Below are 24,800 nucleotides of genomic sequence, written 5' to 3'. Positions count from 1 at the left end.
TTTAATATCGAAAGCCTTATCTGAAAGACACACGAAGTACTAACGCACAACAAATCAATATTATTATAAGGTATATCTCATACTACTGAGATCTGCTGTCTTGTATACCTACCTGCTAACTCGTCAGTTGAAGCTCAATTCCGAAAGCCTCACCAGAAACAAAACGCTGCGGTACTTGCGCGACCGAGCTCAATTCGAGTTAGGAAGGGAGGTTACTAATGGCTTGTGCTAGGTGAGTACGGAATACCCAAGTCAGCCATAGAAAAACTCGGTAAATACATCCCTGAAAATGCCAGTGAAGAAAGTGTAATTTTCATTATAAGAAACTCAGCATGCTACAAAATATCGAACCCCTCAAATATGAGAAAGAGAAAATAATTGACGTTATAAATCCAGCAAATAAATACTACCAAAAATAAAAACCGCCCCGAAGGGCGGTTTTCTTGAGTCAGATAACCAAGCTCGATTACAGCTTCGGCCCAGCCGCCTTGATCGCGTCGCTCACGTCGAACTTCTTGAAGTTCTCGATGAACAGACCCGCCAGCGCTTTCGCCGCTGCATCGTAGGCAGCCTTGTCGGCCCAGGTGTTACGTGGGTTCAACAGGCCGGTCTCGACGCCCGGCACGGCCAATGGCACGTCCAGGTTGATGGTGTCCAGGTGCTCGGTTTTCGCGCCAATCAACGCACCGCTCTGGATCGCCGCAATCACGCCACGAGTGGTCGGGATGTTGAAACGCTTGCCAACGCCATAGCCACCGCCGGTCCAGCCGGTGTTGACCAGGTAGACCTTCGAACCGAAACCACGGATGCGCTTGATCAGCAGTTCAGCGTATTCGCCAGCCGGACGCGGGAAGAACGGTGCGCCGAAGCAGGTGGAGAAGGTCGACTTGATGCCGGCGCCCGAACCCATTTCGGTCGAGCCCACCAGTGCGGTGTAGCCGGACAGGAAGTGGTAAGCCGCCTGTTCTTCGCTGAGGATCGACACCGGTGGCAGTACGCCGGTCAGGTCGCAAGTCAGGAAGATCACGGCGTTCGGCTCGCCACCGAGGTTTTTCGGTGCGCGTTTTTCGATCAGTTCACGCGGATAGGCCGCACGGCTGTTCTGGGTCAGGCTATCGTCGGCGTAGTCGGCCTTCTTGGTCACTGGGTCGATCACGACGTTTTCCAGCACGGCGCCGTGCTGGATGGCTTTCCAGATCACCGGCTCGTTCTTCTCGGACAGGTCGATGCACTTGGCATAGCAACCGCCTTCGATGTTGAACACCACGCCCACGCCCCAACCGTGTTCGTCGTCACCGATCAGGTAACGGCTTTCGTCAGCCGACAGGGTGGTCTTGCCGGTGCCCGACAGACCGAAGAACAGGGTCACATCGCCGTCTTCGCCCATGTTCGCCGCGCAGTGCATTGGCAGCACGTCGACCGCTGGCAGCAGGAAGTTCTGCACCGAGAACAGGGCTTTTTTCATCTCACCGGCGTAACGCATGCCGGCGATCAGGACTTTCTTGGCCGCGAAGTTGAGGATCACGGTACCGTCGGAGTTGGTGCCGTCACGCTCTGGCACGCACTCGAACTCAGGCACGTTGAGGATCTGCCACTCGTCCTTGCCACCCGCGTTGTATTGGCCGGCTTCCGGGTTGATGAACAGGCAACGACCGAACAGGTTGTGCCAGGCGGTACCGGTGGTCATCTTGACCGGCAGGTAGTGCGCCGGGTCGGAACCTACATGCACATGAGAAACAAAACGATCGCGCTCGCCGACAAAGGCTTCGACACGGTTCCACAGGGCATCGAACTTGTCGGCCGGGAACTTGCGGTTGATCGGGCCCCAGGCAATCTCGGCCTGGGTGGACGGCTCTTCAACGATAAAACGGTCGACCGGCGAACGACCGGTACGGTGACCAGTGCGCACGACCAGCGCGCCGGTGTCGGCGAGTTCGCCTTCACCACGAGCCAGGGCTTCTTTTACCAGATCGTCAACACTCAGATCGGTGTACACGGCATTGTTTGCTTGCGTCATGAGATTCCCCGTCGGCCAATGGCCGAGTGCTCCAAACGTTTTGTAGTAGAAAGTCGCGCACTACTACCGCGAAAAAAGTGGGCCGGATTATGCCAGAAAAGCCCAAAAATAGTAGGGTCCTCCTGTCAGAACGCCCATTTTCTGTCGTTTGACAGGAGATTTACCTGAGCTGAAACGTTTCAGTGACGAGTATCTGACGGGGTATCGACGCCGGCACCGGCGAACAATTGCACAATATCGGCGGCGTCGAACAGGTAACGCTGGTTGCAGAACTGGCAATCAACCTCGATGTGACCACCATGCTCCACCACCAGTTGCTGGGCATCTTCCAGCCCCAGGCTGACCAATGCATTGCCTGAACGCTCCCGCGAACAGCTGCAATGGAAACGCAGCGGCTGGATATCGAACAGGCGCACGGCCTCTTCGTGATAGAGGCGGTGCAGGACGGTTTCGTTGTCCAGGCTCAGCAGTTCGTCGGCGGTCAGGGTGCTGGCCATGGCCGTCAGGTGCTGCCAACTGGCGTCACGCTCGTCCTGATCGCGCAGGCGGTCGGCGGGCAACTGCTGCAGCAGCATGCCACGGGCACGGCGACCATCGGCATAGAGCCAGAAGCGCGTGCCGACCTGCTGGGACATGACGAAATAGTTGGTGAAACACTCCGACAAGGTTTCGCCGTCGAGGTCGACGATACCTTGGTAACGCTGGCCCTGGGTCGGGTCGACGGTAAGCGCCAGGACGCCGTTGGGCATCAGGTCGGCCAGGGTCGCGTCAGGGCCGATCAGCTCCGCGTCGTAACGGGCCAGGCCTCGGATTTCACGCTCACTGGAGCATTCGATCATCAACAGCGGCACCGGGCCTTCGGAACGCGCCTGGAGAATCAGCAAACCGTCGAATTTCAGGGTACCGACCAGCAACGACGCGGCGGCCATCAGTTCGCCGAGCAGTTGCGCGACGGGCTCCGGGTAAGCGTGCTTGGCCAGCACTTCGGCGTAGCTGTGCTCCAGCGACACCAATTCGCCGCGGGTATCGCTGTCATCGAAGATGAAGCGCTGGGTGTAGTCGGTGTCCGATAGATCTGACATAAGTATCGATTCTGAAAGTAGGAATAAGGGTGTTCGGCCCAGGGAAGCTGAGCATTTTATGAACAAACGGGAATTGTACCAAGCAACATGGGGGCGAATGGCGGCCAGTCAAGGACAGGAGATCCTTTAAACCATGCACGACCAATGAGGGCAGCGGGGAATTCCGCATCGCAATCGCCAGCAAGCTGGCTCCTACACGCCACTGTCACGGAACTTGAACAAGTCTCGCCGCTGTTTCTTGCTCGGCTTGCCATCGGTGGTCAAACCCAGCGCGCCAGCCTTGCGTTGGGCCGCGGCGGCCTCGCGCTTGGCCAGGCTTTGCTCGGTTTCAGCATAGAGCGCCTGCGCTTCGGGTGCGCCACGGCGGACCAGTGACAGCGCCTGCACCACCACCGTCCGTTCGTCGAAGCCGGTGCGGATCTGGATCTCGTCGCCCACCCGCGGCTCCTTGCCCGGTTTGCAGCGCTCGCCGCGACAATGCACCTTGCCGCTTTCAATCGCCGCCTTGGCCAGGGCACGGGTTTTATAGAAGCGCGCCGCCCACAACCACTTATCCAGTCGAACCTTGTCGTCCTCTTCCGCTTTCTGCGCCACTGTCCGTCCTCAAACTGAAATATTGTCGAACTGTACTACCGTTGCCGTCGAAGCTGAATGGCCCTGGCCAGTCTAGAATGCCAGGTGTTCCAAGGGGTAATTTCACGACCTGAAACAGGTCGCAGAGATAACTATCGCCATTTACCCGATATTCTGCGTGAATACCGCGATGCGGCTGCCAGACAGCCGGAGCGCCTTTCTCACCGGTTGAGCATTTTGAAGACATTTGACCATTTGACTGTTGTGGGTCTGCGCGAGTGGGTAGCGCTTCCGGATCTGGGAGTCGCTGGCCTGCGGGCGAAAATCGACACCGGTGCCAGCACCTCCAGCTTGCACGCCACCGATATCGAGCCGTTCGAGCGCGACGGGGCGAAGTGGGTGCGCTTCACCGCGCACCTGGGTAGCGTGGTGCAACTGCGTCATCGCCGCTGTGAAGCCCCCTTGCTCGCGATGAAGACCATCAAGAGTTCCAATGGCCACGCCCAGGTGCGCTACGTGATCGCCACCACCCTGGCCCTGGGCGACCGGGTCTGGCAGGTGCAGTTCACCCTCGCCTGCCGCAAGGCCATGCGTTATCGCCTGCTACTCGGTTCCAAAGCCCTGATCGATGGCCAACTGGTAGTCAATCCGGGGCAAAAATACGTTCAAGACAAGCCGGTTTTCCCGGTCACTACTACCTCTGCCACAGGTGTTGCATGAAGATCGCTGTGCTGTCGCGTAACCCGCGTCTGTATTCCACTCGTCGCCTGGTAGAGGCCGGCATCGCCCGCGGCCACGAGATGGTGGTGGTCGACACCTTGCGTGCCTATATGAACATCGCCAGCCACAAGCCGCAGATCCACTATCGCGGCAAGCCCCTGGAAGGTTTCGATGCGGTGATCCCACGGATCGGCGCGTCGGTGACTTTCTATGGCTGTGCGGTGCTGCGCCAGTTCGAAATGATGGGGGTGTTCCCGCTCAACGAGTCGGTGGCCATCGCCCGCTCACGGGACAAATTGCGCTCGCTGCAATTGCTGTCGCGGCGCGGGATCGGCTTGCCGGTGACCGGGTTTGCCCACTCGCCGGACGACATTCCCGACCTGATTGCCATGGTCAACGGCGCACCGCTGGTGATCAAGGTGCTCGAAGGCACCCAGGGCATCGGCGTGGTGCTGTGCGAAACGGCGACGGCGGCGGAATCGGTGATCGAGGCGTTCATGGGTCTGAAGCAGGACATCATGGTCCAGGAGTACATCAAGGAGGCCGGTGGCGCCGATATCCGCTGCTTCGTGGTCGGCGACAAGGTGATCGCGGCGATGAAGCGCCAGGCCAAGCCCGGCGAGTTCCGCTCCAACCTGCACCGCGGCGGTAGCGCCAGCCTGATCAAGATCACCCCGGAAGAACGCATGACCGCGATTCGCGCGGCCAAAGTGATGGGCCTGAGCGTGGCCGGGGTGGATATCCTGCGCTCCAATCATGGACCGCTGGTGATGGAGGTGAACTCCTCACCGGGCCTGGAGGGCATCGAGGTCACCACTGGCAAGGATGTGGCGGGGATCATCATCGAGCACATCGAGAAGAATGGCGGCCCGAACATGACCCGGACCAAGGGCAAAGGCTGAGTTCTACACCGCGTCACGCGGCAACATCAGCCCCAACGGCAAACGAACCCGCGCTTCCAGCCCGCCACCGGTACGGTTGCGCAGTTCGACATTTCCGCCATGCATCGAGGCGATCCGTTTGACGATCGCCAGCCCCAGGCCCGTGCCCTTGCCGCCACGGGCCTTGTCGCCCCGGGTGAAGGGGTTGAAGATGCCTTCCAGCTCCGCCGGATCGATCCCCGCGCCCCGGTCCATGACGCTCAGCACCACATAAGGCGCGCTGTTGTCGCCAGAGACATAGGCCGCCACTTCCACTCCTTCGCCGGCATGGTGCAAGGCGTTGCCGATCAGGTTGTTCAACAGCCGCTTCATCGACACCCGGCGCAACGGGAACGGCTGGATCGGTTGCAGGCGTGTGCGCACCCGCTCCACGCTTTGGTTGTAGGGTGCCACCACCTCGCGCACCAACTCACTGAGGTCGACCTCTTCCACCGACTCGTCACGACCGTCGCGGATAAAAGCCAGGAACTGGTCGAGGATGGCATCCATGTCCTCGATATCACGGACCATTTCGTCGCTGAGATCATCGTGGTTGCCCATCAGCTCCAGCGACAGGCGCAACCGCGTCAACGGCGTGCGCAAGTCGTGGGACACCCCCGCCAGCATCAGCTCCCGTTCTCGCCCCGCCTGTTCGACGTCCTCGGCCATCTGGTTGAAGGCCCGGTACACCTCGGTCATTTCGCTGGGGGTATCACTGATTGGCAGTCGCACGCTGCGCCCCTGACCCAGTTGCCGCGCCGCATCCACCAGGCGTTTCAACGGCTGGTTGAGCTGGCTGACGAAGATCCAGGCCGACGCGGTGGAAAGCAGCCCAATGGCCAGGAACCAGCCCAGCACGCTCCAGATTTTCTGCCCGCGTAGCGGATGCGGATACAGCGGCACTTTCAGCCAACCGGCCCCCAGGCTCGGCGCCCGCACCCACAGCGCCGGCGGCGAATGCATACGCAACCGGACCTCGGTGTCGGCGCCCAGTTCGGCCTGCATCTGGCGCTGGTAGATTTCGCTGTAGGGCCAGTGCTGCTCGCCTTCCGGTACCCCGCCACTGACTACCCGGATCAACCCGGCGGCATCGGCGATCTTGTCACGATCATGCTCGTCCGCCGCCCAATAGGCACGCAGGGTCAGGGCCACGCCATGACTGTACTGGCGGTCCACCAGCACATCTTCATTCATCAGCAGGTACACCAGGGTCAGCGCCTTGGAGAACAGCACGACGATCAGCACCAGCCAGAGGGTGCGGGCGAAGAAACTTTGGGGGAACCAGAGAGGGGTCTTCATGGGCAGCCGCTGGACACTTTGCAGAAGCGAGCGAGCGCGCTCGCATATTGCGGATTGCGACTCGCCCGGGGGCTTGCGCGCACCCGGGCGAATCGTTCCTACCAATCAACAGGCACCCGGCAACAGGCACCCGGCATCGTCACTTGGTCGCGGTGCCGTCCGGCACGAACACATAACCCACACCCCAGACGGTCTGGATGTAGCGCGGCTTGGACGGGTCCGGCTCGATCATGCGGCGCAGCCGAGAAATCTGCACGTCGATGGAACGCTCCAGCGCATCCCATTCACGACCACGGGCCAGGTTCATCAGCTTGTCGCGGGTCAGCGGCTCACGGGCATGCATGACCAGCGCCTTGAGCACGGCGAACTCGCCGGTGGTGAGCATGTGCACTTCCTCGCCGCGCTTGAGTTCGCGGGTGGCGAGGGACAGTTCGTAATCGCCGAAGGTCACGCTTTCGTCTTCGCTGCCCGGCGCGCCCGGCACCGGTGCCGACTGGCGACGCAACACGGCCTTGACCCGGGCCATCAGCTCATCGGGGTTGAAGGGTTTGGCCAGGTAGTCGTCGGCCCCCAGCTCCAGGCCCTTGATCCGGCTCAGCTCGTCGCCCTTGGCGGTGAGCATGATGATCGGCACCTGGTTGTTCGCCGCGCGCAGGCGACGGCACGCGGTCAGGCCGTCTTCGCCAGGTAGCATCAGGTCGAGGACCACCAGGTTGAAAACCTCGCGTGACAGCAGGCGGTCCATCTGTTCTGTATTGGCCACTGCGCGGGCGCGATAGCCCTTGCTGGTGAAAAACCGTTCCAGCAGGCTGCTCAGCCCCGGATCGTCATCAACGATGAGAATTTTTTCGCCTTCAGCAGTGTTTGCAGTGCTGCTCATTGGATGCTCCTTTGATCTCGGCACGCATTATGGACCCAGCCGTGATTATCCGTACCCTGTGCATTGTTAGCAGATTTTTCCTCAACTACCAGTAAACGCTCTAAAGGCCGCCACGGGCGCACAATCCCCGCAAGCGCGGAACGCTGGTTATAATGCGCCGCCTCTTGTCTCAGGCAACGTCTGATCATTGCTGCGCGATGCCACTCTTTATTTTCAAAGGCATACAGCAATGTGCTGATTTCATGGGTCTGAAGGTTGCCTTTTGATCCCAAACCAGATTCGTCCCCATGGCTTGAGAGCCCCGACGCGTCTGCTTTCACACTTTGTCAGGTGGTTTTATGGACAGCATCAACAGCCGCATCGCCGCAGAACTCGGCGTCCGCCCACAACAGGTCGAAGCGGCCGTCGCTCTACTCGATGAAGGGTCCACCGTGCCCTTCATCTCGCGCTACCGCAAGGAAGTGACCGGTAGCCTGGATGACATCCAACTGCGTCATCTGGAAGAGCGTCTGCGCTACCTGCGAGAACTCGACGAACGGCGTATCAGCATCCTCGCCAGCATCGAGGAGCAAGGCAAGCTGACCCCGGAGCTGGCCCGCGACATCAAGCTGGCCGACACCAAGACCCGCCTCGAAGACCTTTACCTGCCGTACAAGCAGAAGCGCCGCACCAAGGGCCAGATCGCCCTCGAAGCCGGCCTCGGCGAGCTGGCGGACGGCCTGTTCAACGACCCGGCGTTGACGCCGGAAAGTGAAGCGGCACGCTTCGTCAACGCCGAAAAAGGCGTGGCGGACGTGAAGGCGGCCCTCGAAGGCGCCAAGTACATCCTGATGGAGCGCTTTGCCGAAGACGCCGGCCTGCTGGACAAACTGCGCAACTATCTCAAGCAGGAGGCGACCCTCAGTGCCCGGGTGATCGCTGGCAAGGAAGAGGAAGGCGCCAAGTTCCGCGACTACTTCGAACACGACGAACCGCTGAAAAGCATGCCGTCGCACCGCGCCCTGGCGATTTTCCGTGGCCGCAACGAGGGCATCCTCAGCTCCGCGCTGAAAGTCGGCGATGAGCAGCCGGGCAGCATGCACCCGTGCGAAGGCATGATCGGGCAGCAGTTCGGCATCCAGAACCAGAACCGCCCCGCCGACAAATGGCTGGGCGAAGTAGTGCGCTGGACCTGGAAGGTCAAGCTCTACACCCATCTGGAAACCGACCTGCTCGGTGAGCTGCGCGACAGCGCGGAAACCGAGGCGATCAACGTCTTCGCCCACAACCTGCACGACCTGCTGCTGGCCGCGCCGGCCGGCCCGCGCGCCACCCTGGGCCTCGACCCGGGCCTGCGCACCGGCTGCAAGGTCGCGGTGGTGGATGCCACCGGCAAGCTGCTGGACCACGCCACCGTCTACCCGCACGTGCCGCACAACAAGTGGGACCAGACCCTCGCCGTGCTCGCCGCCCTGTGCGCCAAGCACTCGGTGGACCTGATCGCCATCGGCAACGGCACCGCCAGCCGTGAAACCGACAAGCTGGCCGCCGAGCTGATCAAAAAATACCCGGCCATGAAGATGACCAAGGTCATGGTCTCCGAAGCCGGCGCCTCGGTGTATTCCGCCTCGGAACTGGCCTCCAAGGAGTTCCCCGACCTGGATGTGTCGATCCGTGGTGCCGTGTCGATTGCCCGCCGCCTGCAGGACCCGCTGGCCGAGCTGGTGAAGATCGACCCGAAATCCATCGGCGTCGGCCAATACCAGCACGACGTGTCCCAGCTCAAGCTGGCCCGTGGCCTGGACGCGGTGGTGGAAGACTGCGTGAACGCTGTCGGCGTCGACGTGAATACCGCCTCGGTGGCGCTGCTGGCGCGGATTTCCGGCCTCAACCCGACCCTGGCGCAGAATATCGTCAACCACCGCGATGAAAACGGCGCGTTCAAGACCCGCGCGGCACTGAAGAAAGTAGCCCGCCTCGGCGAAAAAACCTTCGAGCAAGCCGCCGGCTTCCTGCGGGTAATGAACGGCGACAACCCGCTGGACTCCTCCGCCGTGCACCCGGAGGCCTACCCGTTGGTACAGCGGATTGCCGCCGAAACCGACCGCGATATCCGCTCGCTGATCGGCGACGCCAGCTTCCTCAAGCGCCTGGACCCGAAGAAGTTCACCGATGAAACCTTCGGCCTGCCCACCGTCACCGACATTCTCCAGGAACTGGAGAAGCCCGGCCGCGACCCGCGTCCCGAGTTCAAGACCGCCGCGTTCCAGGACGGCGTCGAAGACCTCAAGGACCTGGAGCCTGGGATGATCCTCGAAGGCGTGGTGACCAACGTGACCAACTTCGGTGCCTTCGTCGATATCGGCGTGCATCAGGACGGCCTGGTGCATATCTCGGCATTGTCCGAGAAGTTCATCAAGGACCCACGCGAGGCGGTGAAAGCCGGCGATGTGGTGAAGGTCAAGGTCATGGAAGTCGACATCCCGCGCAAACGCGTCGGCCTGTCGATGCGCATGAGCGACACCCCGGGGGAGAAAGTCGACGGTGCCCGTGGCTCACGCCCGGGCTCGGCGCCACGACCGTCGCAGAACAGCGCGCCGCGCAAGGAAAGCACGCCCGCCGCGCCGAGCAACAATGCCATGGCCTCGCTGTTCGCCAACGCCAAACAGTTGAAGAAACGCTGATGGAGATGCCTGACGGCCTCACCCAGAGCGCTTTCAGCGAGATGCTCGGCTGCCGCCCGCAACGCCTGGAAAACGGTGTGGCCGAGGTGGCCCTGACGCTGGAGCCGCATCTGCGCAATCGCGGTAACGTGATGCACGGCGGGGCGATCTTCAGCCTGGTGGACATTACCATGGGCCTGGCTTGTTCCAGTTCCCATGGCTTTGACCAGCGCAGCGTCACCGTCGAATGCAAGATCAACTACATGCGCGCGGTGGCCGAAGGCGAAGTGTTATGCACCGCCACGGTCATCCACCCCGGCCGCCGCACCCTGGTGGTCGAGGCCGAGGTGCGCCAGGGCGACAAGCTTGTCGCGAAAGCACAAGGCACGTTCGCTGTTCTCTAGCCGCGCCTGCTCGATTTGGGTTAATTTCGACACTGTGAAAGCGGTGTCGGGGTTTTCCCTGTCAGCGCCTCCGTCCCAGGGAGGAAATGTCGGCGTTTTCTGATATTTACCAGGCGACCACGCCAGTTCTCAACTTCACCCTTGTAGACCGTCTTGCCCACCCCCATATTGGGGCGACTGACGCGTGAAGGAATCCAACTTGAGCGAACTTCTCAACCGCCGCCTGGCTCTGCTCGGCGAACGCGACCACCTCTCTCTGCTCGAACAGTGCCTGCACGGCATCGAGCGTGAATGCCTGCGCGTCACCAGCGATGCCCGTCTGGCGCAGACACCACACCCGAAGAGCTGGGAAGCGCACTGACCAACGAACAAATCACCACTGACTATTCCGAGTCGTTGCTGGAGTTCATTACTCCCGCCCTGGCCGACCCGGCCGACACCCTGGCCAGCCTGGACAAGATCCATCGCTTTGCCTACAGCAAGCTCGGCAACGAGTACCTGTGGAGCCCATCGATGCCCTGCCCGCTGCCGGCGGAAGAAGATATCCCGATCGCCTATTACGGCACCTCGAATATCGGCAAGCTCAAGTATGTGTACCGCCAGGGCCTGGCCCTGCGCTACGGCAAGACCATGCAGTGCATCGCCGGGATTCACTACAATTTCTCCCTGCCGGAAGCGCTCTGGCCCGTGCTCAAGCAGGCCGAGGGCTTTGTCGGCACGGACCGTGACTACCAGTCGCTGGCCTACATCGCGCTGATCCGCAATTTCCGTCGTTACAGCTGGCTGCTGATGTACCTGTTCGGTGCGTCACCGGCCCTGGACGCCGGGTTCCTGCGCGGCCACGCCCATCAGTTGGAGCAGTTCGACGCCGATACGCTGTACCTGCCTTACGCCACCAGCCTGCGCATGAGCGACCTGGGCTACCAGAGCAGCGCCCAGGCCGGCCTGACGCCGTGCTACAACGATCTGAACAGCTACACCGACAGCCTGCGCAAGGCAGTGGCCACGCCCTACGCGCCTTATGTGGAGATCGGCACGCACAAGGATGGCGAGTGGGTGCAACTCAACACCAATATCCTGCAGATCGAAAACGAGTACTACTCCACCATTCGCCCCAAGCGCGTGACCTACACCGGCGAGCGGCCGATCCAGGCGCTGATGGCCCGTGGCGTGCAGTATGTCGAGGCGCGCTGCCTGGACATCAACCCGTTCCTGCCGACCGGCATCGATTTGACCGAGGCGCGCTTCCTTGATGCGTTCCTGCTGTACTGCGCGCTGAACGACAGTCCGCTGTTCGAAAACAACGAGTGTGGCAATGCCACCGCGAACTTCCTCACCGTGGTCAAGGAAGGTCGGCGTCCGGGCCTGCAATTGCAGCGTCGGGGCCAGGCAGTGGACATGAAGGAGTGGGCCGCCGAGTTGCTGGAGAAGATCGCGCCGCTGGCGGCGTTGCTGGACCGCAGCCACGCTGGCGACAGCCACAGCAAGGCCTTGGACGAGCAGTTCGCCAAGGTCAAGGACTCGTCCCTGACACCCTCGGCCCAGGTATTGGCGAGCATGACCCTGCACAAGGAAAGTTTTGCGCAGTTCTCGATGCGCCAGAGCCAGGCCCATGCCGAGTTCTTCCGCAACCAGCCGTTGAGCCAGGAAGAGCAGGCCGGCTTCGAGGAAGCGGCGCGCAAGTCGCTGGTGCAACAGGCTGAGCTGGAGCAGAACGAGGTGGGGGATTTCGACGTGTTTGTCGGCTCGTACCAGGCAAGTATCCTGGCGATCAGTAACTGATCCGTGGACTGATCCGTGGCGAGCGGGCTTGCCCGCGCTGGGCTGCGAAGCAGCCCCAAAAACCTGTGACTGCGTTCTGCCTGACACAATGAAGTCGCTGATTTCAGGGCCGCTTCGCAGCCCTGCGCGGGCAAGCCCGCTCGCCACAAGACCGTGTTCGGCAGGAAGGCCCTCAAGGCTAGCAAAAGCCTCTCAGGCCAAACCAGCTCTTAACGGTCAGAGGGCTTTTTCGAAGATCTTCGAATTACGCTGGTAGTTGTACAGCGAAGCCCGCGCGCTCGGCAGGCGTTCCACGCTGCTCGGCTCGAAGCCACGCTCGCGGAACCAATGCGCGGTACGGGTCGTCAACACGAACAAGGTTTTCAACCCCTGCGCCCGCGCCCGCGTCTCGATCCGCTCGAGCAGCTCATCGCCGCGACCGCCATGGCGATACTCTGGATTCACCGCCAGGCATGCCAGCTCCCCAGCCTGCGAATCAGCAATCGGATACAACGCCGCACAGGCGATAATCATGCCTTCGCGTTCCACCACGCTGAACTGCTCGATCTCGCGCTCCAGCACTTCCCGCGACCGCCGCACCAGGATGCCCTGCTCTTCCAGCGGGCTGATCAGGTCAAGCAAACCACCGACATCCTCGATGGCCGCCTCGCGCACCAGCTCGAACTGCTCCTGGGCCACCAGCGTACCGCCACCGTCGCGGGTGAACAGCTCGGTCAACAGGGCGCCGTCCTCGGCATAGCTGACGATATGACTGCGCGCCACGCCACCGCGGCAGGCCTGCGCCGCCGCATCCAGCAACTCGCCCTGGTAATCGTTGCCCAGGCGCAACAGATGCGCCGGCACCTGCTGCGGGCGCAGCTCCCGGACCAGCTTGCCATTTTCGTCGATCAGACCATGATCCGCGCCGAACAGCAGGAGTTTTTCCGCCTCCAGATCGATGGCGGCACGGGTCGCCACGTCTTCGCAGGCCAGATTGAAGATTTCCCCGGTGGGCGAATAGCCCAGCGGTGACAGCAAGACGATGGAGCGCTCGTCCAGCAGACGGTTGATGCCCTTGCGGTCGACCCGGCGGACTTCGCCGGTGTGGTGATAATCAACACCTTCCAGCACGCCGATCGGCCGTGCCGTCACCAGGTTGCCGCTGGCGACCCGCAGCCGCGAGCCCTGCATCGGCGAGGCCGCCAGGTCCATGGACAAACGCGCTTCAATGGCAATCCGCAGATGGCCCACGGCATCGATCACGCATTCCAGGGTGTCGGCATCGGTAATGCGCATGCCGTGATGGTAATGCGGTGTCAGGCCACGCGCCGCCAGACGGCTTTCGATCTGCGGACGCGAGCCGTGCACCAGCACCAAGCGCACCCCCAGGCTGTGGAGCAGCACCAGGTCGTGGACGATATTGCCGAAATTGGGATGTTCGACGCCGTCGCCGGGCAGCATGACCACAAAGGTGCAGTCCCGGTGGGCATTGATATAGGGAGACGCATGGCGAAGCCAATTCACGTAATCGGGCATAAAAACCTGAACCTGTATAAAAAACAGCCAATGGAAAATAGGTGCAACATCAAAACGCACAACGGGCTGTTGGTTATCGTCGGAACAGACTTGGCGACACGCGCGCTCTCCTTGGTATCTCGAAAAAAGTCAATGAGCCGCGCATTTAACGCAAGGTTGCGACCGGGCTCAAGCAGTAATGTTGAATCAATTCACGCAGTAGATGCACGGTAGGCTGCAAACGTGACATTTCGAGGTATTCCCCCGGCTGGTGAGCACAGGCGATGTCGCCGGGCCCCAGGACCAGGGTTTCACAGCCAAGGCGCTGAAGATAAGGCGCTTCGGTGCCAAATGCCACCGCCTCGGCACGATGACCGGTGAGTTTTTCCGCGAGACGTACCAGCTCCGCGTCCTCGATCTGTTCAAATGGCGGCACTTCGGGAAACAGCGGCGCGTAGTCGATCTTGACCTGGTGCCGTTGCGCCAGGGGTTCGAGCTTGGCCCGGATCGCCGCGCGCAGGACACTCGGATCCATCCCCGGCAACGGCCGCAGGTCGAACTCCAGGGAGCATTGGCCGCAGATGCGGTTGGGGTTGTCACCACCGTGGATGCAGCCAAAGTTCAGGGTCGGCTGCGGTACGCTGAATTGTGGATTGTTGTATTCGCGCTGCCATTGCCAGCGCAGGCCCTTGAGTTCGCCGATGGCATCGTGCATGGCTTCGAGGGCGCTATGGCCCAGTCTCGGGTCCGAGGAGTGACCGCTGCGGCCGAGAATCTCGATGCGCTCCATCATCACCCCCTTGTGCAGGCGGATCGGCCGCAAGCCCGTGGGTTCGCCGATCACCGCGGCACGGCCCAGTGGCCGACCGGCGGCGGCCAGGGCCCGGGCACCGGACATGGAGCTTTCTTCGTCACAGGTGGCCAGGATCAGCAACGGCTGCTTGAACGGCTGATCGAGCAGCGGCTTCACGGCCTCGATGGCCAGGGCGAAAAAGCCCTTCATGTCGCAACTGCCGAGGCCGATCCAGCGACCATCGACTTCGGTCAATTTCAGCGGGTCGGTCTGCCACAGCGCGCTATCGAACGGCACGGTGTCACTGTGTCCGGCCAGCACCAGTCCGCCGGGGCCGCTACCGAAGCTGGCGAGCAGGTTGAACTTGCCGGGATTGACCAACTGGATATCGCAACTGAAGCCCAGGTCGGTCAGCCAACTGGCCAGCAAGTCGATCACCGGACGGTTGGATTGATCAAGACTGGGCTGGGTACAACTGACCGATGGCGCGGCAATCAGCGCAGCGAATTGATCTTGCATCGATGGCAGCGGCATATCCATGCTCCTCATTCACAAGGCAACCCCCGATACCCGACTCCAGACCACACGCACTCCCCCGTGGGAGCCCGCTTGCTGGCGATGGCGTCATCAAGAACGACGCATGAGATCATGGCCGCATCGCCAGTAAGCGGGCTCCTGCAAGAAATGCGCGGCGCTCGAAATCGATCGGCATCCGGGCAAAACCCATCATAGAGCCATCCAGCGACTGGAATAAACCGCCGCGACGCGTGTCGCCCGCTTGTCCTGTACACTGCACGGCCTAGGCAGCCCCCTTTTCCCCGGCTGCGCTCCCGATCCTGGATTTTCCGGCCATGCAGAAAGAAACCGAAATCAAACTCCGCGTCAGCCGCGAAACCCTCGCCGCCCTGCGCGAGCATCCGCTGTTGAAGAAACGCAACAAAAGTGGCTGGGAACGTCGCGAGCTGATGAATCAGTATTTCGACACTCCCGAGCGCGACCTGGCCAAGGCCAAGGTCGCGCTGCGCCTGCGCCGTGACGGCGAAGAAGTGATCCAGACCCTCAAGACCCGTGGCCAGAGCATTGCCGGCCTGTCGGAACGCAACGAGTACGACTGGCACCTGGCCAAGGCCAAGCTGGACGTGAAAAAACTCGAAGGCGAATGCTGGCCCGAGGCACTGGCCGAACTGGACAAGAAAACCCTGAAGCCGATCTTCACCACCGATTTCGTTCGCGAACGCGCCGAAATCGCCTGGGGTCGCGGCAAGGCCAAGGTGGTCATCGAGGCCGCGCTGGACCTGGGTTTTGTCATCGCCGGCAAACAGAAGGAAGAAATCTGCGAGCTGGAACTGGAACTGCGTGAAGGCGAACCGGCCGCACTGCTGGAACTGGCCGCCGAACTGGCCGAGAAGCTGGCGCTGATGCCGTGCGATATCAGCAAGGCCGAACGCGGTTATCGCCTGTTCGATGCCAACAGCTACTCGCTGAGCCTGCCGGCCCCGCAATTGAGCGCCGAAATGCCACTGGACGATGCGTTCGCCGCATTGGGCTGGCATTTGCTCGGCAGCAGCCAGCGGCTGGCCGAGCAATACCGCTTCAATGGCCACTGGCGCTTGCTGCAGGACTGGGTCGCACAGTTGATCGAGTTGCGCGCGCTGCTCAGCAGCCTCGGCCAGGCCGCACCGCGGCAATCCACCAGCGAACTGCGCAGCGCCCTGGATGCCTTGCTGGAAGACTGGCGGCCGCTGGTGCAGGCCGGCCTGGAAGACGAAGACGTGCGCAAGGCCGCGCCGGAGCAGTTCCTTGAAGAGCTGGAAGACGTGCGCTGGGGCCAGTTCTCCCTGAACACCTCGCGCTGGTTGCTGGCCCGTAGCTGGACAGCTGAGCGCACCACCCGGGGCAATCGCCAGGGCGCGGCGCAGTTGCAGAACTGGCTGCCACGGCTGCTGGCCGAGGAAGCCACCTCGTTGCAACTGGGACGCTACCAGCAGCAACCGGAAGACCTGGCCGAGCAACTGCCACGAATCGAGCGGATCCAGGCCTGGTTGCACCTGGCCCGTAGCGTGCTGGAGTTACCGGAGCTGGATCGCCTGTTCGGTGAAATGAACAAGCTGGCGCAACTGGCCGAGACGGACATCAGCGACGAGGTGCTGGAAGCACGGGTGCAACAGGCGCTGACGGTGTTCCAGAGCCGTGCCTGGAAGACCTTGTTGCGTCTGTAACCCCTTGAGCCCGGGCGTGCTGGAACCGCACGCTGCCGCGCTTGTCGCGGACCGGCAAACCGCCCCGGGTGTTCGTCAAGGAGCTCTTCGCCCAATGGACGCTCAGACCGGGCGCAACACCGGCAAACTCGTCGTCGACTTGATCTCGGACAGGGCGACGATGGAGTTGACCTCCTGGATCCCCGGCACCAGCGACAGTTTCTCGAAGAAAAACCGCTCATAGGCCTCGATGTCCGCCGTGACGATCCGCAGCAGGAAATCCACCGCGCCCATCAGCACATAACACTCCAATACCTCCGGGAAACCGCGAATCGCCTCGGTGAACTCGGTGAAGTTGGAGCGGCCATGGGCGTTGAGTTTGACCTCGGCGAAGATCTGCGTGTTGAGGCCGATCTTCTTGCGATCCAGCAACGTCACCTGGGCACGGATCACCCCCTCTTCCTTGAGCCGCTGAATCCGCCGCCAGCAGGGTGACTGGGACAATCCCACCTGCTCGGCGATCTGCGCGCTGGAAAGCGACGCGTCTTCTTGCAGCAACGCCAGGATTCGGCGGTCGTAGGTGTCAAGCTCGCCTTGCATAAAAAAACCCTTCAATAGCAAAACCATGAATAGATCATGTCTTATTCAGATATAATCGACCCATCATAGATAAGAAATACCCCGCCAGGCGTGTAAAAATTTCTTCAGCAAACTCCGCCGCTGAAGCAGGAAAACCCACCATGCCCTCTCCCGAAGCCGTCCATGACGCTCCCGTCCGCGCCGATGTCTGGGCTGCCGGCAGCCCCCATTGCCGGGTGCGTTACCAAGTGCTCGCCGAGGTGGAGCCGGACCTGCTGTGTCGCCTGCTGAACCTGTTCGCCCTGCAGTTCCTGACCCCGCAACAGGTACGGGCGGAACAGGACGATGGACGGCTGTCGATCGACATCGAACTGGATGGCCTGAGCTGGCACCGCGCCCAGGTCATCGGTGAAAAAATGCGCAATCTGATCAGCGTCTGCTCGGTGGCCCTGCAACCGACCCAAGGCGCGCAGCGGCACAACGCAAAAGCGGTGGGCTGAAGGCTTCTTGAAAAAAATCGCAATCTTTGTCTTGGTATCGGCGCCAACGTCAGGCAGCCTCGTGTCTATTCTTGATAATTGACGATCAGACAAGGACTACGTCTGGATCACTGGTTGCAGGACCGACCGATTAGGAGCACGCATGCCCGTCGCCCCCCTCTCTCCGGACCGTTGGCTGGATGTCAATGAGCTGTTGCGCGAACTGGTCGCCCAGGGTTTTATCAGCCAGGACGCGGCCGAACAGGCCCTGGCTTCTCGGCGTGACGCGCGCATTACCCAGCAGCATCCGCTGGAATTCATCGCCCATCTGCAGCTCGATGACCTGAGCCGTCCGGGTAAAACCCTGGACCTGGAAAACCTGACTCTCTGGCTCGCCCATCACACCGGACAACCCTATCTGCGCATCGATCCGCTGAAGATCAACGTGGCCGAGGTGACCGCGCTGATGTCCTACGCCTTCGCCCAACGGCACAAGATCCTCGCGGTGGAGGTCGACCGCGAAGGCGTGACCATCGCCAGCGCCCAGCCCCATGTGCGGGCCTGGGAGGCCGACCTCAGTCATGTGCTGAAGCTGCCGATCCGCCGGGTCGTGGCCAATCCGACGGACATCCAGCGCTTTGCCGTGGAGTTTTTCCGCCTGGCCAAATCGGTCAGCGGTGCCAGCCTGCTCGACCAGAGAAGCCACAACCCGGGCAATTTCGAGCAGTTGCTCAATCTCGGCGCCAGCGACCAGGAGCCGGACGCCAACGACGCCCATATCGTCAATATCGTCGACTGGCTGTTCCAGTACGCCTTCCAGCAACGGGCCAGCGATATCCATATCGAACCACGCCGCGAACAGGGCACGGTGCGCTTTCGCATCGACGGTGTGCTGCACAATGTCTATCAGTTCCCGCCCCAGGTGACCATGGCGATTGTCAGCCGCCTGAAAAGCCTGGGCCGGATGAACGTCGCGGAAAAACGCAAGCCCCAGGATGGCCGGGTGAAGACCAAGACCCCGGACGGCGGCGAAGTCGAATTGCGCTTGTCGACCCTGCCCACCGCGTTCGGCGAGAAGCTGGTGATGCGGATCTTCGATCCGGAAGTGCTGTTGAAGAATTTCGACCAGTTGGGCTTCGGTGCCGACGACCTGCGCCGCTGGCAGGAGATGACCCGCCAGTCCAATGGCATCATCCTGGTCACCGGCCCCACCGGCTCGGGCAAGACCACCACGCTGTATACCACCCTGAAGAAACTGGCGACCTCGGAGGTCAACCTCTGCACCATCGAAGACCCGATCGAGATGATCGAGCCGGCCTTCAACCAGATGCAGGTCCAGCACAACATCGACCTGACCTTCGCCAGCGGCGTGCGCGCGCTGATGCGCCAGGACCCGGACATCATCATGATCGGCGAGATCCGCGACCTGGAAACCGCCGAAATGGCAATCCAGGCCGCGCTCACCGGCCACCTGGTGCTCTCGACCCTGCACACCAACGATGCGCCGAGCGCCATCAGTCGCCTGCTGGAACTGGGCGTGCCGCATTACCTGATCAAGGCCACCGTGCTCGGGGTCATGGCCCAGCGCCTGGTGCGCACCCTGTGCCCGCACTGCAAGGCGCCAACCCAGCTGGAAGAAGAAGACTGGCAAAGCCTGACGCGGCCCTGGCAGGCGCCGATGCCGAGCGGTGCCCAGCGTGCCGTCGGTTGCCTGGAATGTCGCGACACCGGCTATCGCGGGCGCGCCGGGGTCTACGAGATCCTGGTCTTGAACGACGGCCTCAAGGCGCATATCCACGCCGACACCGACCTCCTGGCCCTGCGTCGCCAGGCGTTCATGGACGGCATGCGCAGCCTGCGCCTGTCCGGCGCGCAGAAGGTCGCGGCGGGGCTGACCACCGTCGAGGAAGTGCTACGGGTAACGCCGCAGAGCGAGCAGCGCTGATGAAAGCGTCACAACATGCGTACAACCCCCGGTAAACACTTTTTATCCGCGCAAGGCCCATTACACTCAAGGTAACCGCCTTCTCGATAAACACTTGCTACAGGGAATCGTCATGCAAATCGGTAGCGTACTCCTCCTTTTCGTCGGCCTGGCCATTGCCCTCGTGTTCATGGGCTTCAAGGTCGTGCCCCAGGGCTTTCAATGGACGGTGGAGCGCTTCGGGCGCTACACCAACACCCTCAAGCCGGGCCTCAATATCATCATCCCGGTCATGGACCGCATCGGGCGCAAGATCAACGTGATGGAAAGCGTGCTCGACATTCCGCCCCAGGAAGTCATCACCGCCGACAACGCCACGGTACAGATCGACGCCGTGTGCTTCTTCCAGGTGGTCAACGCCGCCCAGGCCGCCTATGAGGTGAACAACCTCGAACACGCCATTCGCAACCTGTTGCAGACCAATATCCGCACCGTGCTCGGTTCCATGGAGCTGGACGCCATGCTCGGCCAACGCGATGCCATCAACGAACGCCTGCTGCGCACCGTCGACGAAGCGACCGCACCCTGGGGCATCAAGGTGACCCGCATCGAAATCAAGGACATCAGCCCGCCCGCCGACCTGATGGCAGCCATGTCCGGGCAGATGAAGGCCGAACGGGTCAAGCGCGCGCAAATCCTCGAGGCCGAGGGCCTGCGCGCCTCGGCGATCCTCACCGCCGAAGGCAAGAAGCAGGCGCAGATCCTCGAAGCCGAGGGCGCCCGGCAGTCGGCCTTCCTGCAATCCGAGGCCCGTGAGCGCCAGGCCGAAGCCGAAGCCCGGGCGACCCAGGTGGTCTCCGAGGCCATCGCCAAGGGGGACGTGCAGGCGGTGAACTACTTCGTCGCGCAGAAGTACATCGACGCCCTGGGCAAGCTGGCCTCGGCCAACAACAGCAAGGTGATCCTGATGCCGCTGGAGGCCAGCCAGATGATCGGCGCGATAGGCGGCATCGGCGAGATCGTCAAGGCCACGTTCGACAGCAAGAAACCCTGAGGCGGTACCTATGTGGGAATTCCTGCAACACCTGTCATTCTGGGACTGGCTGGCTCTCGGCACGCTGCTGTTGATTCTCGAAATATTCGGGGCCGGCGGTTATCTGCTGTGGGTGGGGATTGCCGCCGCGGCCGTGGGCGTCCTGACCTACCTGATTCCTGGCCTGCACTGGACCTTGCAATTGGTGCTGTTCGGCGTGCTGTCGATCCTGACGGCGTGGCTGTGGTGGAAGCGCCAGCGCAGCGCCGCCTGCCCCAGCGACCAACCCGGGCTCAATGAGCGGGGTCATGACCTGCTCGGCAAGACCTTCATGGTACACGTCGCCATTGTCGCCGGACGCGGCAAGATCAAGGTCGGCGACAGCGTATGGATGGCCACCGGAGCGGATGCCGAGGTTGGCACGCAGGTCCGGGTGATCGGTCAGGACGGCAGCACCCTGCACGTGGAAAAGGTTGAGTGAAGCCCACGGAACTCCGACGTGGCAATGGCAATCAAACCTTTCAGATACCCCACACCGGAGTCACCCATGCGTCTAAAAACGGCAGTTGTCGCATTCGCCTTGCTTTCCCTTCCCGTCAGTGCCGCGATGGCTGACGACTTCTGGCGTAATGTCATCTCCTCCGGCGCCACCACCGGATCCACTTACCTGACCTTCAAGGACCACAAGCTGGTGGTCGCGGCCCAGGATGATGCCGGCAGCTTCGTCGCCAGCAACGGCGGCATTCGCGGCCCTTACCTGGAAGCCGCCATGCAGAAACTGCGGGCCGAGAACCCGAGCCTGAAAGCCACCGACATGGAGTTGGCCAACGCCATCCTGGCAAAGAACGCCGTCGCCGAAGACTGATCCCAAAGCTTCACCCCCCTGAACAAGACGCCGCCCACCCAGCGGCGTTTTGCATTTCCCGGGAGGAGTGACCAAGCGCCGCGCAAACATCGCCCCGACACGTCCGTTCAGCGTCCAGACAGCAAAAAAAGCACCGAAATTTCAGCTTAAAACAGTATCATCGGCAGCATTGCAGCCTGGCTGCCTACTCCTCACTGCCGGTAGAACACTCCCCGGCCTTCACATCGGACGTCACGACCCCATGAGCGAACTTCCTTTCCTGCCTTTTGCCAAACCGACCATCGACGAAGCGACCATTGCCGCCGTAGGCGACGTCCTGCGTTCTGGCTGGATCACCAGCGGTCCGAAAGTCGCGGCCTTTGAAGCGCAACTGTCGGAATATTTTGGCGGGCGCCCGGTGCGCACCTTCAACTCCGGCACCTGCACCATGGAAATCGCCTTGCGGATCGCCGGTATCGGCGCGGGCGACGAAGTGATCACCACGCCCATCTCCTGGGTGGCCACGGCCAACGTGATCATCGAAGTCGGCGCAACCCCGGTGTTCGCCGATATCGACCCGGTGACCCGCAATATCGACCTGGACAAGGTCGAAGCCGCCATCACTCCGCGCACCAAGGCCATCATCCCGGTTTACCTGTCCGGCCTGCCGGTGGATATGGATCGCCTCTATGCCATCGCCAAGAAACACAACCTGCGCATCGTCGAAGACGCGGCCCAGGCCCTGGGTTCGGAATGGAACGGCCAGAAGATCGGCGCCCTCGGTGACCTGGTGTCGTTCAGCTTCCAGGCGAACAAGAACATCACCTCGTCCGAGGGCGGCTGCCTGGTGCTGAACAACGCCGAAGAAGCCCGGCTGGCCGAGAAGTATCGCCTGCAAGGCGTGACCCGCACCGGCCATGACGGCCTGGACGTGGACGTGCTGGGCGGCAAATTCAACATGACCGATGTCGCCGCCGCCATCGGCCTGGGCCAGTTCGCCCACATCGATGCGATCACGGCCCACCGCCGTGAACTGGCCGAATACTATTTCGAGTGCTTCGGCAGTGATTTCGAAGAGAAATACGGCGCGCAGCTACCGGTGAAGGATTTCACCAACAGCAACTGGCACATGTTCCAGCTGGTTCTGCCGGAACGTCAGGACGGCCAGCCGGCACGGGCGACCTTCATGGAAGAGATGAAGCAGCGCGGCATCGGCATCGGCTATCACTACCCGGCGATCCACCTGCTGAGCCTGTACCGCGAACGCGGTTTCAAGGCAGGCATGTTCCCGATTGCCGAGCGCGTCGGGCGCCTGATCGTGTCGTTGCCGATGTTCAACGTGATGACCAAGGCCGACGTCGAGCGCTCGGTCGCGGCGGTCAAGGCCGTCTTGCAGCCGTAACACCGTGATAGCTCGCTCCTACGTCGCCCGTGTCCCGCGCAATGGCATGTACACCCGGGCGCCTGTAGGAGCAGCCGGTCGAGGCTCGATTGCTCGCGATGAACGATAACGCGGTAGAACTGACGAATTACTCGCCGATGGCCGCCTTGTAACCGGCCGCATCCAGCAACTTCTCCAGCTCGGCGACATCGCTCGGCTTGAGCTTGAAGATCCACGCACCGTAAGGTTCGGAGTTCAGCAGCTCAGGACTGGCGGACAGCTCTTCGTTGACGGCAATCACTTCACCCGACAACGGCGAATAGATATCCGAAGCGGCCTTCACCGACTCGACCACACCGGCGGCCTCGCCAGCGGCGAACACCTTGCCGACTTCAGCCAGCTCCACGAATACCACATCCCCCAAGGCTTCCTGTGCATGGTCGCTGATGCCGACGGTCACCGTGCCGTCAGCTTCCAGGCGGGCCCACTCGTGACTTTCGGCGAAACGCAGATCAGCAGGGATATCGCTCATATTCAGTGTCCTCACATTAAGTATCGGCGGCGGAGCGACCGAGGCCCCGCCGGAAAGTCAGATCAAGGTTTTGCCATGACGCACGAACGTCGGCTTTACCACGCGAACCGGGTACCATTTACCACGAATTTCAACTTCAGCGCGATCAGCCGTGGCCGCGGGAACACGCGCCAGCGCAATCGACTTGCTAAGCGTAGGAGAGAAACTACCACTGGTGATCTCTCCTTCGCCAACCTCGGCGATCCGAACGACCTGATGAGCACGCAAAACACCGCGCTCCTCCAGCACCAATCCGACCAGCTTGAGTTTGGACCCCGCGGCTTTTTCTGCTTCCAGGGCCTGGCGTCCGACAAAATCGCGATCAGCCGGCTCCCAGGCAATGGTCCAGGCCATATTGGCCGCCAGCGGCGAAACGTCCTGGTGAATATCCTGGCCATAAAGGTTCATCCCGGCTTCCAGGCGCAAGGTATCCCGGGCCCCAAGACCGATGGGTGAAATCCCGGCGCCCACCAGGTCGTTGAAGAAGCCGGGGGCCTGCTCGGCCGGCAAGATGATCTCCAGGCCGTCTTCCCCGGTATAACCGGTGCGGGCAATGAACCAGTCGCCGTCACTGCGGCCTTCGAAAGGTTTGAGCTGCTGGATCAACTGGCCCCGGGACTGGGTCACCAGTTCGGCGATCTTGTGCCGCGCATGAGGCCCCTGGATCGCCAGCATCGCCAGCTCCGAGCGCTCGTGCAGTTGCACGTCGTAGGCACCGAGACGGGCCTGCATCCAGGCCATGTCCTGATCACGGGTCGCGGCATTGACCACCAGGCGGTAACCGGACTCGGTGCGATAGACGATCATGTCGTCGACCACCCCGCCGTGTTCGTTGAGCATCGCGCTGTACAAGGCGCGACCGGGGCTGTCCAGGCGCTCGACATCATTGGCCAACAGGTAGCGTAACCAAGCCTTGGCCTGGCTGCCGGTGATATCGATCACGGTCATATGCGAAACATCGAAAACCCCGCAGTCGCGTCGCACCTGATGATGCTCCTCGACCTGCGAGCCGTAATGCAGAGGCATATCCCAACCGCCAAAATCGACCATCTTCGCGCCAAGGGCGAGGTGCAGGTCATACAGAGGCGTACGCTGTCCCATGGGTTTCTCCTTCCGGGCGTGGCGAAGGCGCGGACAGGCAGGAAACCGGCTTGAGCCCTTTATGGATGGGGCCTTGAGTCCTGT

Annotated in this window: 21 protein-coding genes and 1 pseudogene; 12 read left to right on the top strand and 10 right to left on the bottom strand. The window is 61.7% G+C overall.

Going from position 1 to position 24,800, the window contains the following annotated elements; genetic code table 11:
* Positions 1–466 precede the first annotated feature (466 nt).
* From PFEN_RS25450 to PFEN_RS25440, 3 genes are all read right to left on the bottom strand, one after another.
* Positions 467–2,017, bottom strand: coding sequence for a phosphoenolpyruvate carboxykinase (locus PFEN_RS25450; RefSeq protein ID WP_191489371.1), 1,551 nt, complete (start codon positions 2,015–2,017; stop codon positions 467–469).
* A 179-nt stretch (positions 2,018–2,196) separates the two neighbouring features.
* The gene (hslO, locus tag PFEN_RS25445) at positions 2,197–3,099 is read right to left on the bottom strand and encodes an Hsp33 family molecular chaperone HslO (RefSeq protein WP_191489370.1); all 903 of its coding nucleotides are present in this window, start codon (positions 3,097–3,099) and stop codon (positions 2,197–2,199) included.
* Positions 3,100–3,291: 192 nt separating this feature from the next.
* Positions 3,292–3,693 (bottom strand): RNA-binding S4 domain-containing protein, encoded by a 402-nt coding sequence (locus PFEN_RS25440; RefSeq protein WP_191489369.1) that lies wholly within the window; start codon positions 3,691–3,693, stop codon positions 3,292–3,294.
* A gap of 216 nt (positions 3,694–3,909) precedes the next feature.
* On the opposite strand from PFEN_RS25440, the gene PFEN_RS25435 reads away from it, so the two are divergent.
* Positions 3,910–4,392 carry an ATP-dependent zinc protease gene (locus PFEN_RS25435; RefSeq protein ID WP_191489368.1) on the top strand — a complete coding sequence of 161 codons (483 nt, stop codon included), beginning with the start codon at positions 3,910–3,912 and terminating at the stop codon, positions 4,390–4,392.
* The gene (rimK, locus tag PFEN_RS25430; RefSeq protein WP_191489367.1) at positions 4,389–5,294 is read left to right on the top strand and encodes a 30S ribosomal protein S6--L-glutamate ligase; all 906 of its coding nucleotides are present in this window, start codon (positions 4,389–4,391) and stop codon (positions 5,292–5,294) included. Before PFEN_RS25435 ends, rimK begins: the two co-directional genes overlap by 4 nt.
* Positions 5,295–5,297: 3 nt before the next feature.
* Here rimK and PFEN_RS25425 read toward each other — a convergent pair whose 3' ends face one another.
* Both PFEN_RS25425 and ompR read right to left on the bottom strand, forming a co-directional pair.
* A complete protein-coding gene (locus tag PFEN_RS25425; RefSeq protein WP_191489366.1) occupies positions 5,298–6,611 on the bottom strand; it encodes an ATP-binding protein in 1,314 nt (437 codons plus the stop codon).
* A 139-nt stretch (positions 6,612–6,750) separates the two neighbouring features.
* Positions 6,751–7,491 (bottom strand): two-component system response regulator OmpR, encoded by a 741-nt coding sequence (gene ompR, locus PFEN_RS25420; protein WP_040071576.1) that lies wholly within the window; start codon positions 7,489–7,491, stop codon positions 6,751–6,753.
* 338 nt (positions 7,492–7,829) lie between these two features.
* On the opposite strand from ompR, the gene PFEN_RS25415 reads away from it, so the two are divergent.
* From PFEN_RS25415 to gshA, 3 genes and pseudogenes are all read left to right on the top strand, one after another.
* Entirely contained in the window at positions 7,830–10,154 is a 2,325-nt protein-coding gene (locus tag PFEN_RS25415; protein WP_191489365.1) for a Tex family protein, read from the top strand.
* Entirely contained in the window at positions 10,154–10,537 is a 384-nt protein-coding gene (locus PFEN_RS25410; RefSeq protein WP_191489364.1) for a PaaI family thioesterase, read from the top strand. Before PFEN_RS25415 ends, PFEN_RS25410 begins: the two co-directional genes overlap by 1 nt.
* A 199-nt stretch (positions 10,538–10,736) precedes the next feature.
* Positions 10,737–12,319: pseudogene (gshA, locus tag PFEN_RS25405) on the top strand (glutamate--cysteine ligase).
* Between the two features lie 216 nt (positions 12,320–12,535).
* On the opposite strand, the gene argA reads toward gshA, so the two are convergent.
* Together argA and argE are read right to left on the bottom strand one after the other, a co-directional pair.
* Positions 12,536–13,834, bottom strand: coding sequence for an amino-acid N-acetyltransferase (argA, locus tag PFEN_RS25400; protein WP_191489363.1), 1,299 nt, complete (start codon positions 13,832–13,834; stop codon positions 12,536–12,538).
* Positions 13,835–13,979: 145 nt separating this feature from the next.
* Positions 13,980–15,140, bottom strand: coding sequence for an acetylornithine deacetylase (argE, locus tag PFEN_RS25395; RefSeq protein WP_191489362.1), 1,161 nt, complete (start codon positions 15,138–15,140; stop codon positions 13,980–13,982).
* A gap of 317 nt (positions 15,141–15,457) precedes the next feature.
* Here argE and PFEN_RS25390 point away from each other — a divergent pair, with 317 nt between their 5' ends.
* Positions 15,458–16,825, top strand: coding sequence for an inorganic triphosphatase (locus PFEN_RS25390; RefSeq protein WP_191489361.1), 1,368 nt, complete (start codon positions 15,458–15,460; stop codon positions 16,823–16,825).
* 102 nt (positions 16,826–16,927) lie between these two features.
* On the opposite strand, the gene PFEN_RS25385 is transcribed toward PFEN_RS25390, so the two are convergent.
* On the bottom strand, positions 16,928–17,404 hold the full coding sequence (locus PFEN_RS25385; protein ID WP_191488881.1) for an Lrp/AsnC family transcriptional regulator: 477 nt from the start codon (positions 17,402–17,404) through the stop codon (positions 16,928–16,930).
* Between the two features lie 140 nt (positions 17,405–17,544).
* Between PFEN_RS25385 and PFEN_RS25380 the strand changes: the two genes are divergently transcribed.
* The 6 genes from PFEN_RS25380 to PFEN_RS25355 all read left to right on the top strand — a co-directional run bounded on the left by PFEN_RS25380 (position 17,545) and on the right by PFEN_RS25355 (position 23,065).
* Positions 17,545–17,883, top strand: a complete 339-nt coding sequence (locus PFEN_RS25380; RefSeq protein WP_191488882.1) for a hypothetical protein — start codon at positions 17,545–17,547, stop codon at positions 17,881–17,883.
* Between the two features lie 142 nt (positions 17,884–18,025).
* Positions 18,026–19,807, top strand: coding sequence for a GspE/PulE family protein (locus PFEN_RS25375; RefSeq protein ID WP_191489360.1), 1,782 nt, complete (start codon positions 18,026–18,028; stop codon positions 19,805–19,807).
* A 112-nt stretch (positions 19,808–19,919) separates the two neighbouring features.
* On the top strand, positions 19,920–20,840 hold the full coding sequence (locus PFEN_RS25370; RefSeq protein WP_191488883.1) for an SPFH domain-containing protein: 921 nt from the start codon (positions 19,920–19,922) through the stop codon (positions 20,838–20,840).
* 10 nt (positions 20,841–20,850) lie between these two features.
* Complete coding sequence (locus PFEN_RS25365; protein WP_191488880.1) at positions 20,851–21,300, top strand: NfeD family protein; 450 nt, start codon at positions 20,851–20,853, stop codon at positions 21,298–21,300.
* Positions 21,301–21,366: 66 nt separating this feature from the next.
* On the top strand, positions 21,367–21,684 hold the full coding sequence (locus PFEN_RS25360; RefSeq protein ID WP_191488879.1) for a DUF2388 domain-containing protein: 318 nt from the start codon (positions 21,367–21,369) through the stop codon (positions 21,682–21,684).
* Between the two features lie 241 nt (positions 21,685–21,925).
* Positions 21,926–23,065, top strand: a complete 1,140-nt coding sequence (locus PFEN_RS25355; protein ID WP_191488878.1) for a DegT/DnrJ/EryC1/StrS family aminotransferase — start codon at positions 21,926–21,928, stop codon at positions 23,063–23,065.
* A gap of 127 nt (positions 23,066–23,192) precedes the next feature.
* Here PFEN_RS25355 and gcvH read toward each other — a convergent pair whose 3' ends face one another.
* Together gcvH and gcvT are read right to left on the bottom strand one after the other, a co-directional pair.
* Positions 23,193–23,576, bottom strand: a complete 384-nt coding sequence (gene gcvH / locus PFEN_RS25350; protein WP_191488877.1) for a glycine cleavage system protein GcvH — start codon at positions 23,574–23,576, stop codon at positions 23,193–23,195.
* A gap of 57 nt (positions 23,577–23,633) precedes the next feature.
* Positions 23,634–24,716, bottom strand: a complete 1,083-nt coding sequence (gene gcvT / locus PFEN_RS25345) for a glycine cleavage system aminomethyltransferase GcvT (RefSeq protein ID WP_191489359.1) — start codon at positions 24,714–24,716, stop codon at positions 23,634–23,636.
* Positions 24,717–24,800 lie beyond the last annotated feature (84 nt).

Source organism: Pseudomonas sp. FEN, from assembly GCF_904067045.1.
GTDB lineage: Bacteria > Pseudomonadota > Gammaproteobacteria > Pseudomonadales > Pseudomonadaceae > Aquipseudomonas.
Note: the sequence above shows the minus strand (reverse complement) of the source record. Positions and strands in the feature narration are given on the sequence as shown.

Coding starts and splice junctions, on each gene's coding strand:
- PFEN_RS25450 (WP_191489371.1), bottom strand. CDS start 2,017: ATGACGCAAGCAAACAATGCCGTGTACACCGATCTGAGTGTTGACGAT.
- hslO (WP_191489370.1), bottom strand. CDS start 3,099: ATGTCAGATCTATCGGACACCGACTACACCCAGCGCTTCATCTTCGAT.
- rimK (WP_191489367.1), top strand. CDS start 4,389: ATGAAGATCGCTGTGCTGTCGCGTAACCCGCGTCTGTATTCCACTCGT.
- PFEN_RS25425 (WP_191489366.1), bottom strand. CDS start 6,611: ATGAAGACCCCTCTCTGGTTCCCCCAAAGTTTCTTCGCCCGCACCCTC.
- ompR (WP_040071576.1), bottom strand. CDS start 7,491: ATGAGCAGCACTGCAAACACTGCTGAAGGCGAAAAAATTCTCATCGTT.
- PFEN_RS25415 (WP_191489365.1), top strand. CDS start 7,830: ATGGACAGCATCAACAGCCGCATCGCCGCAGAACTCGGCGTCCGCCCA.
- PFEN_RS25410 (WP_191489364.1), top strand. CDS start 10,154: ATGGAGATGCCTGACGGCCTCACCCAGAGCGCTTTCAGCGAGATGCTC.
- argA (WP_191489363.1), bottom strand. CDS start 13,834: ATGCCCGATTACGTGAATTGGCTTCGCCATGCGTCTCCCTATATCAAT.
- argE (WP_191489362.1), bottom strand. CDS start 15,140: ATGCCGCTGCCATCGATGCAAGATCAATTCGCTGCGCTGATTGCCGCG.
- PFEN_RS25390 (WP_191489361.1), top strand. CDS start 15,458: ATGCAGAAAGAAACCGAAATCAAACTCCGCGTCAGCCGCGAAACCCTC.
- PFEN_RS25385 (WP_191488881.1), bottom strand. CDS start 17,404: ATGCAAGGCGAGCTTGACACCTACGACCGCCGAATCCTGGCGTTGCTG.
- PFEN_RS25380 (WP_191488882.1), top strand. CDS start 17,545: ATGCCCTCTCCCGAAGCCGTCCATGACGCTCCCGTCCGCGCCGATGTC.
- PFEN_RS25375 (WP_191489360.1), top strand. CDS start 18,026: ATGCCCGTCGCCCCCCTCTCTCCGGACCGTTGGCTGGATGTCAATGAG.
- PFEN_RS25370 (WP_191488883.1), top strand. CDS start 19,920: ATGCAAATCGGTAGCGTACTCCTCCTTTTCGTCGGCCTGGCCATTGCC.
- PFEN_RS25365 (WP_191488880.1), top strand. CDS start 20,851: ATGTGGGAATTCCTGCAACACCTGTCATTCTGGGACTGGCTGGCTCTC.
- PFEN_RS25360 (WP_191488879.1), top strand. CDS start 21,367: ATGCGTCTAAAAACGGCAGTTGTCGCATTCGCCTTGCTTTCCCTTCCC.
- PFEN_RS25355 (WP_191488878.1), top strand. CDS start 21,926: ATGAGCGAACTTCCTTTCCTGCCTTTTGCCAAACCGACCATCGACGAA.
- gcvH (WP_191488877.1), bottom strand. CDS start 23,576: ATGAGCGATATCCCTGCTGATCTGCGTTTCGCCGAAAGTCACGAGTGG.
- gcvT (WP_191489359.1), bottom strand. CDS start 24,716: ATGGGACAGCGTACGCCTCTGTATGACCTGCACCTCGCCCTTGGCGCG.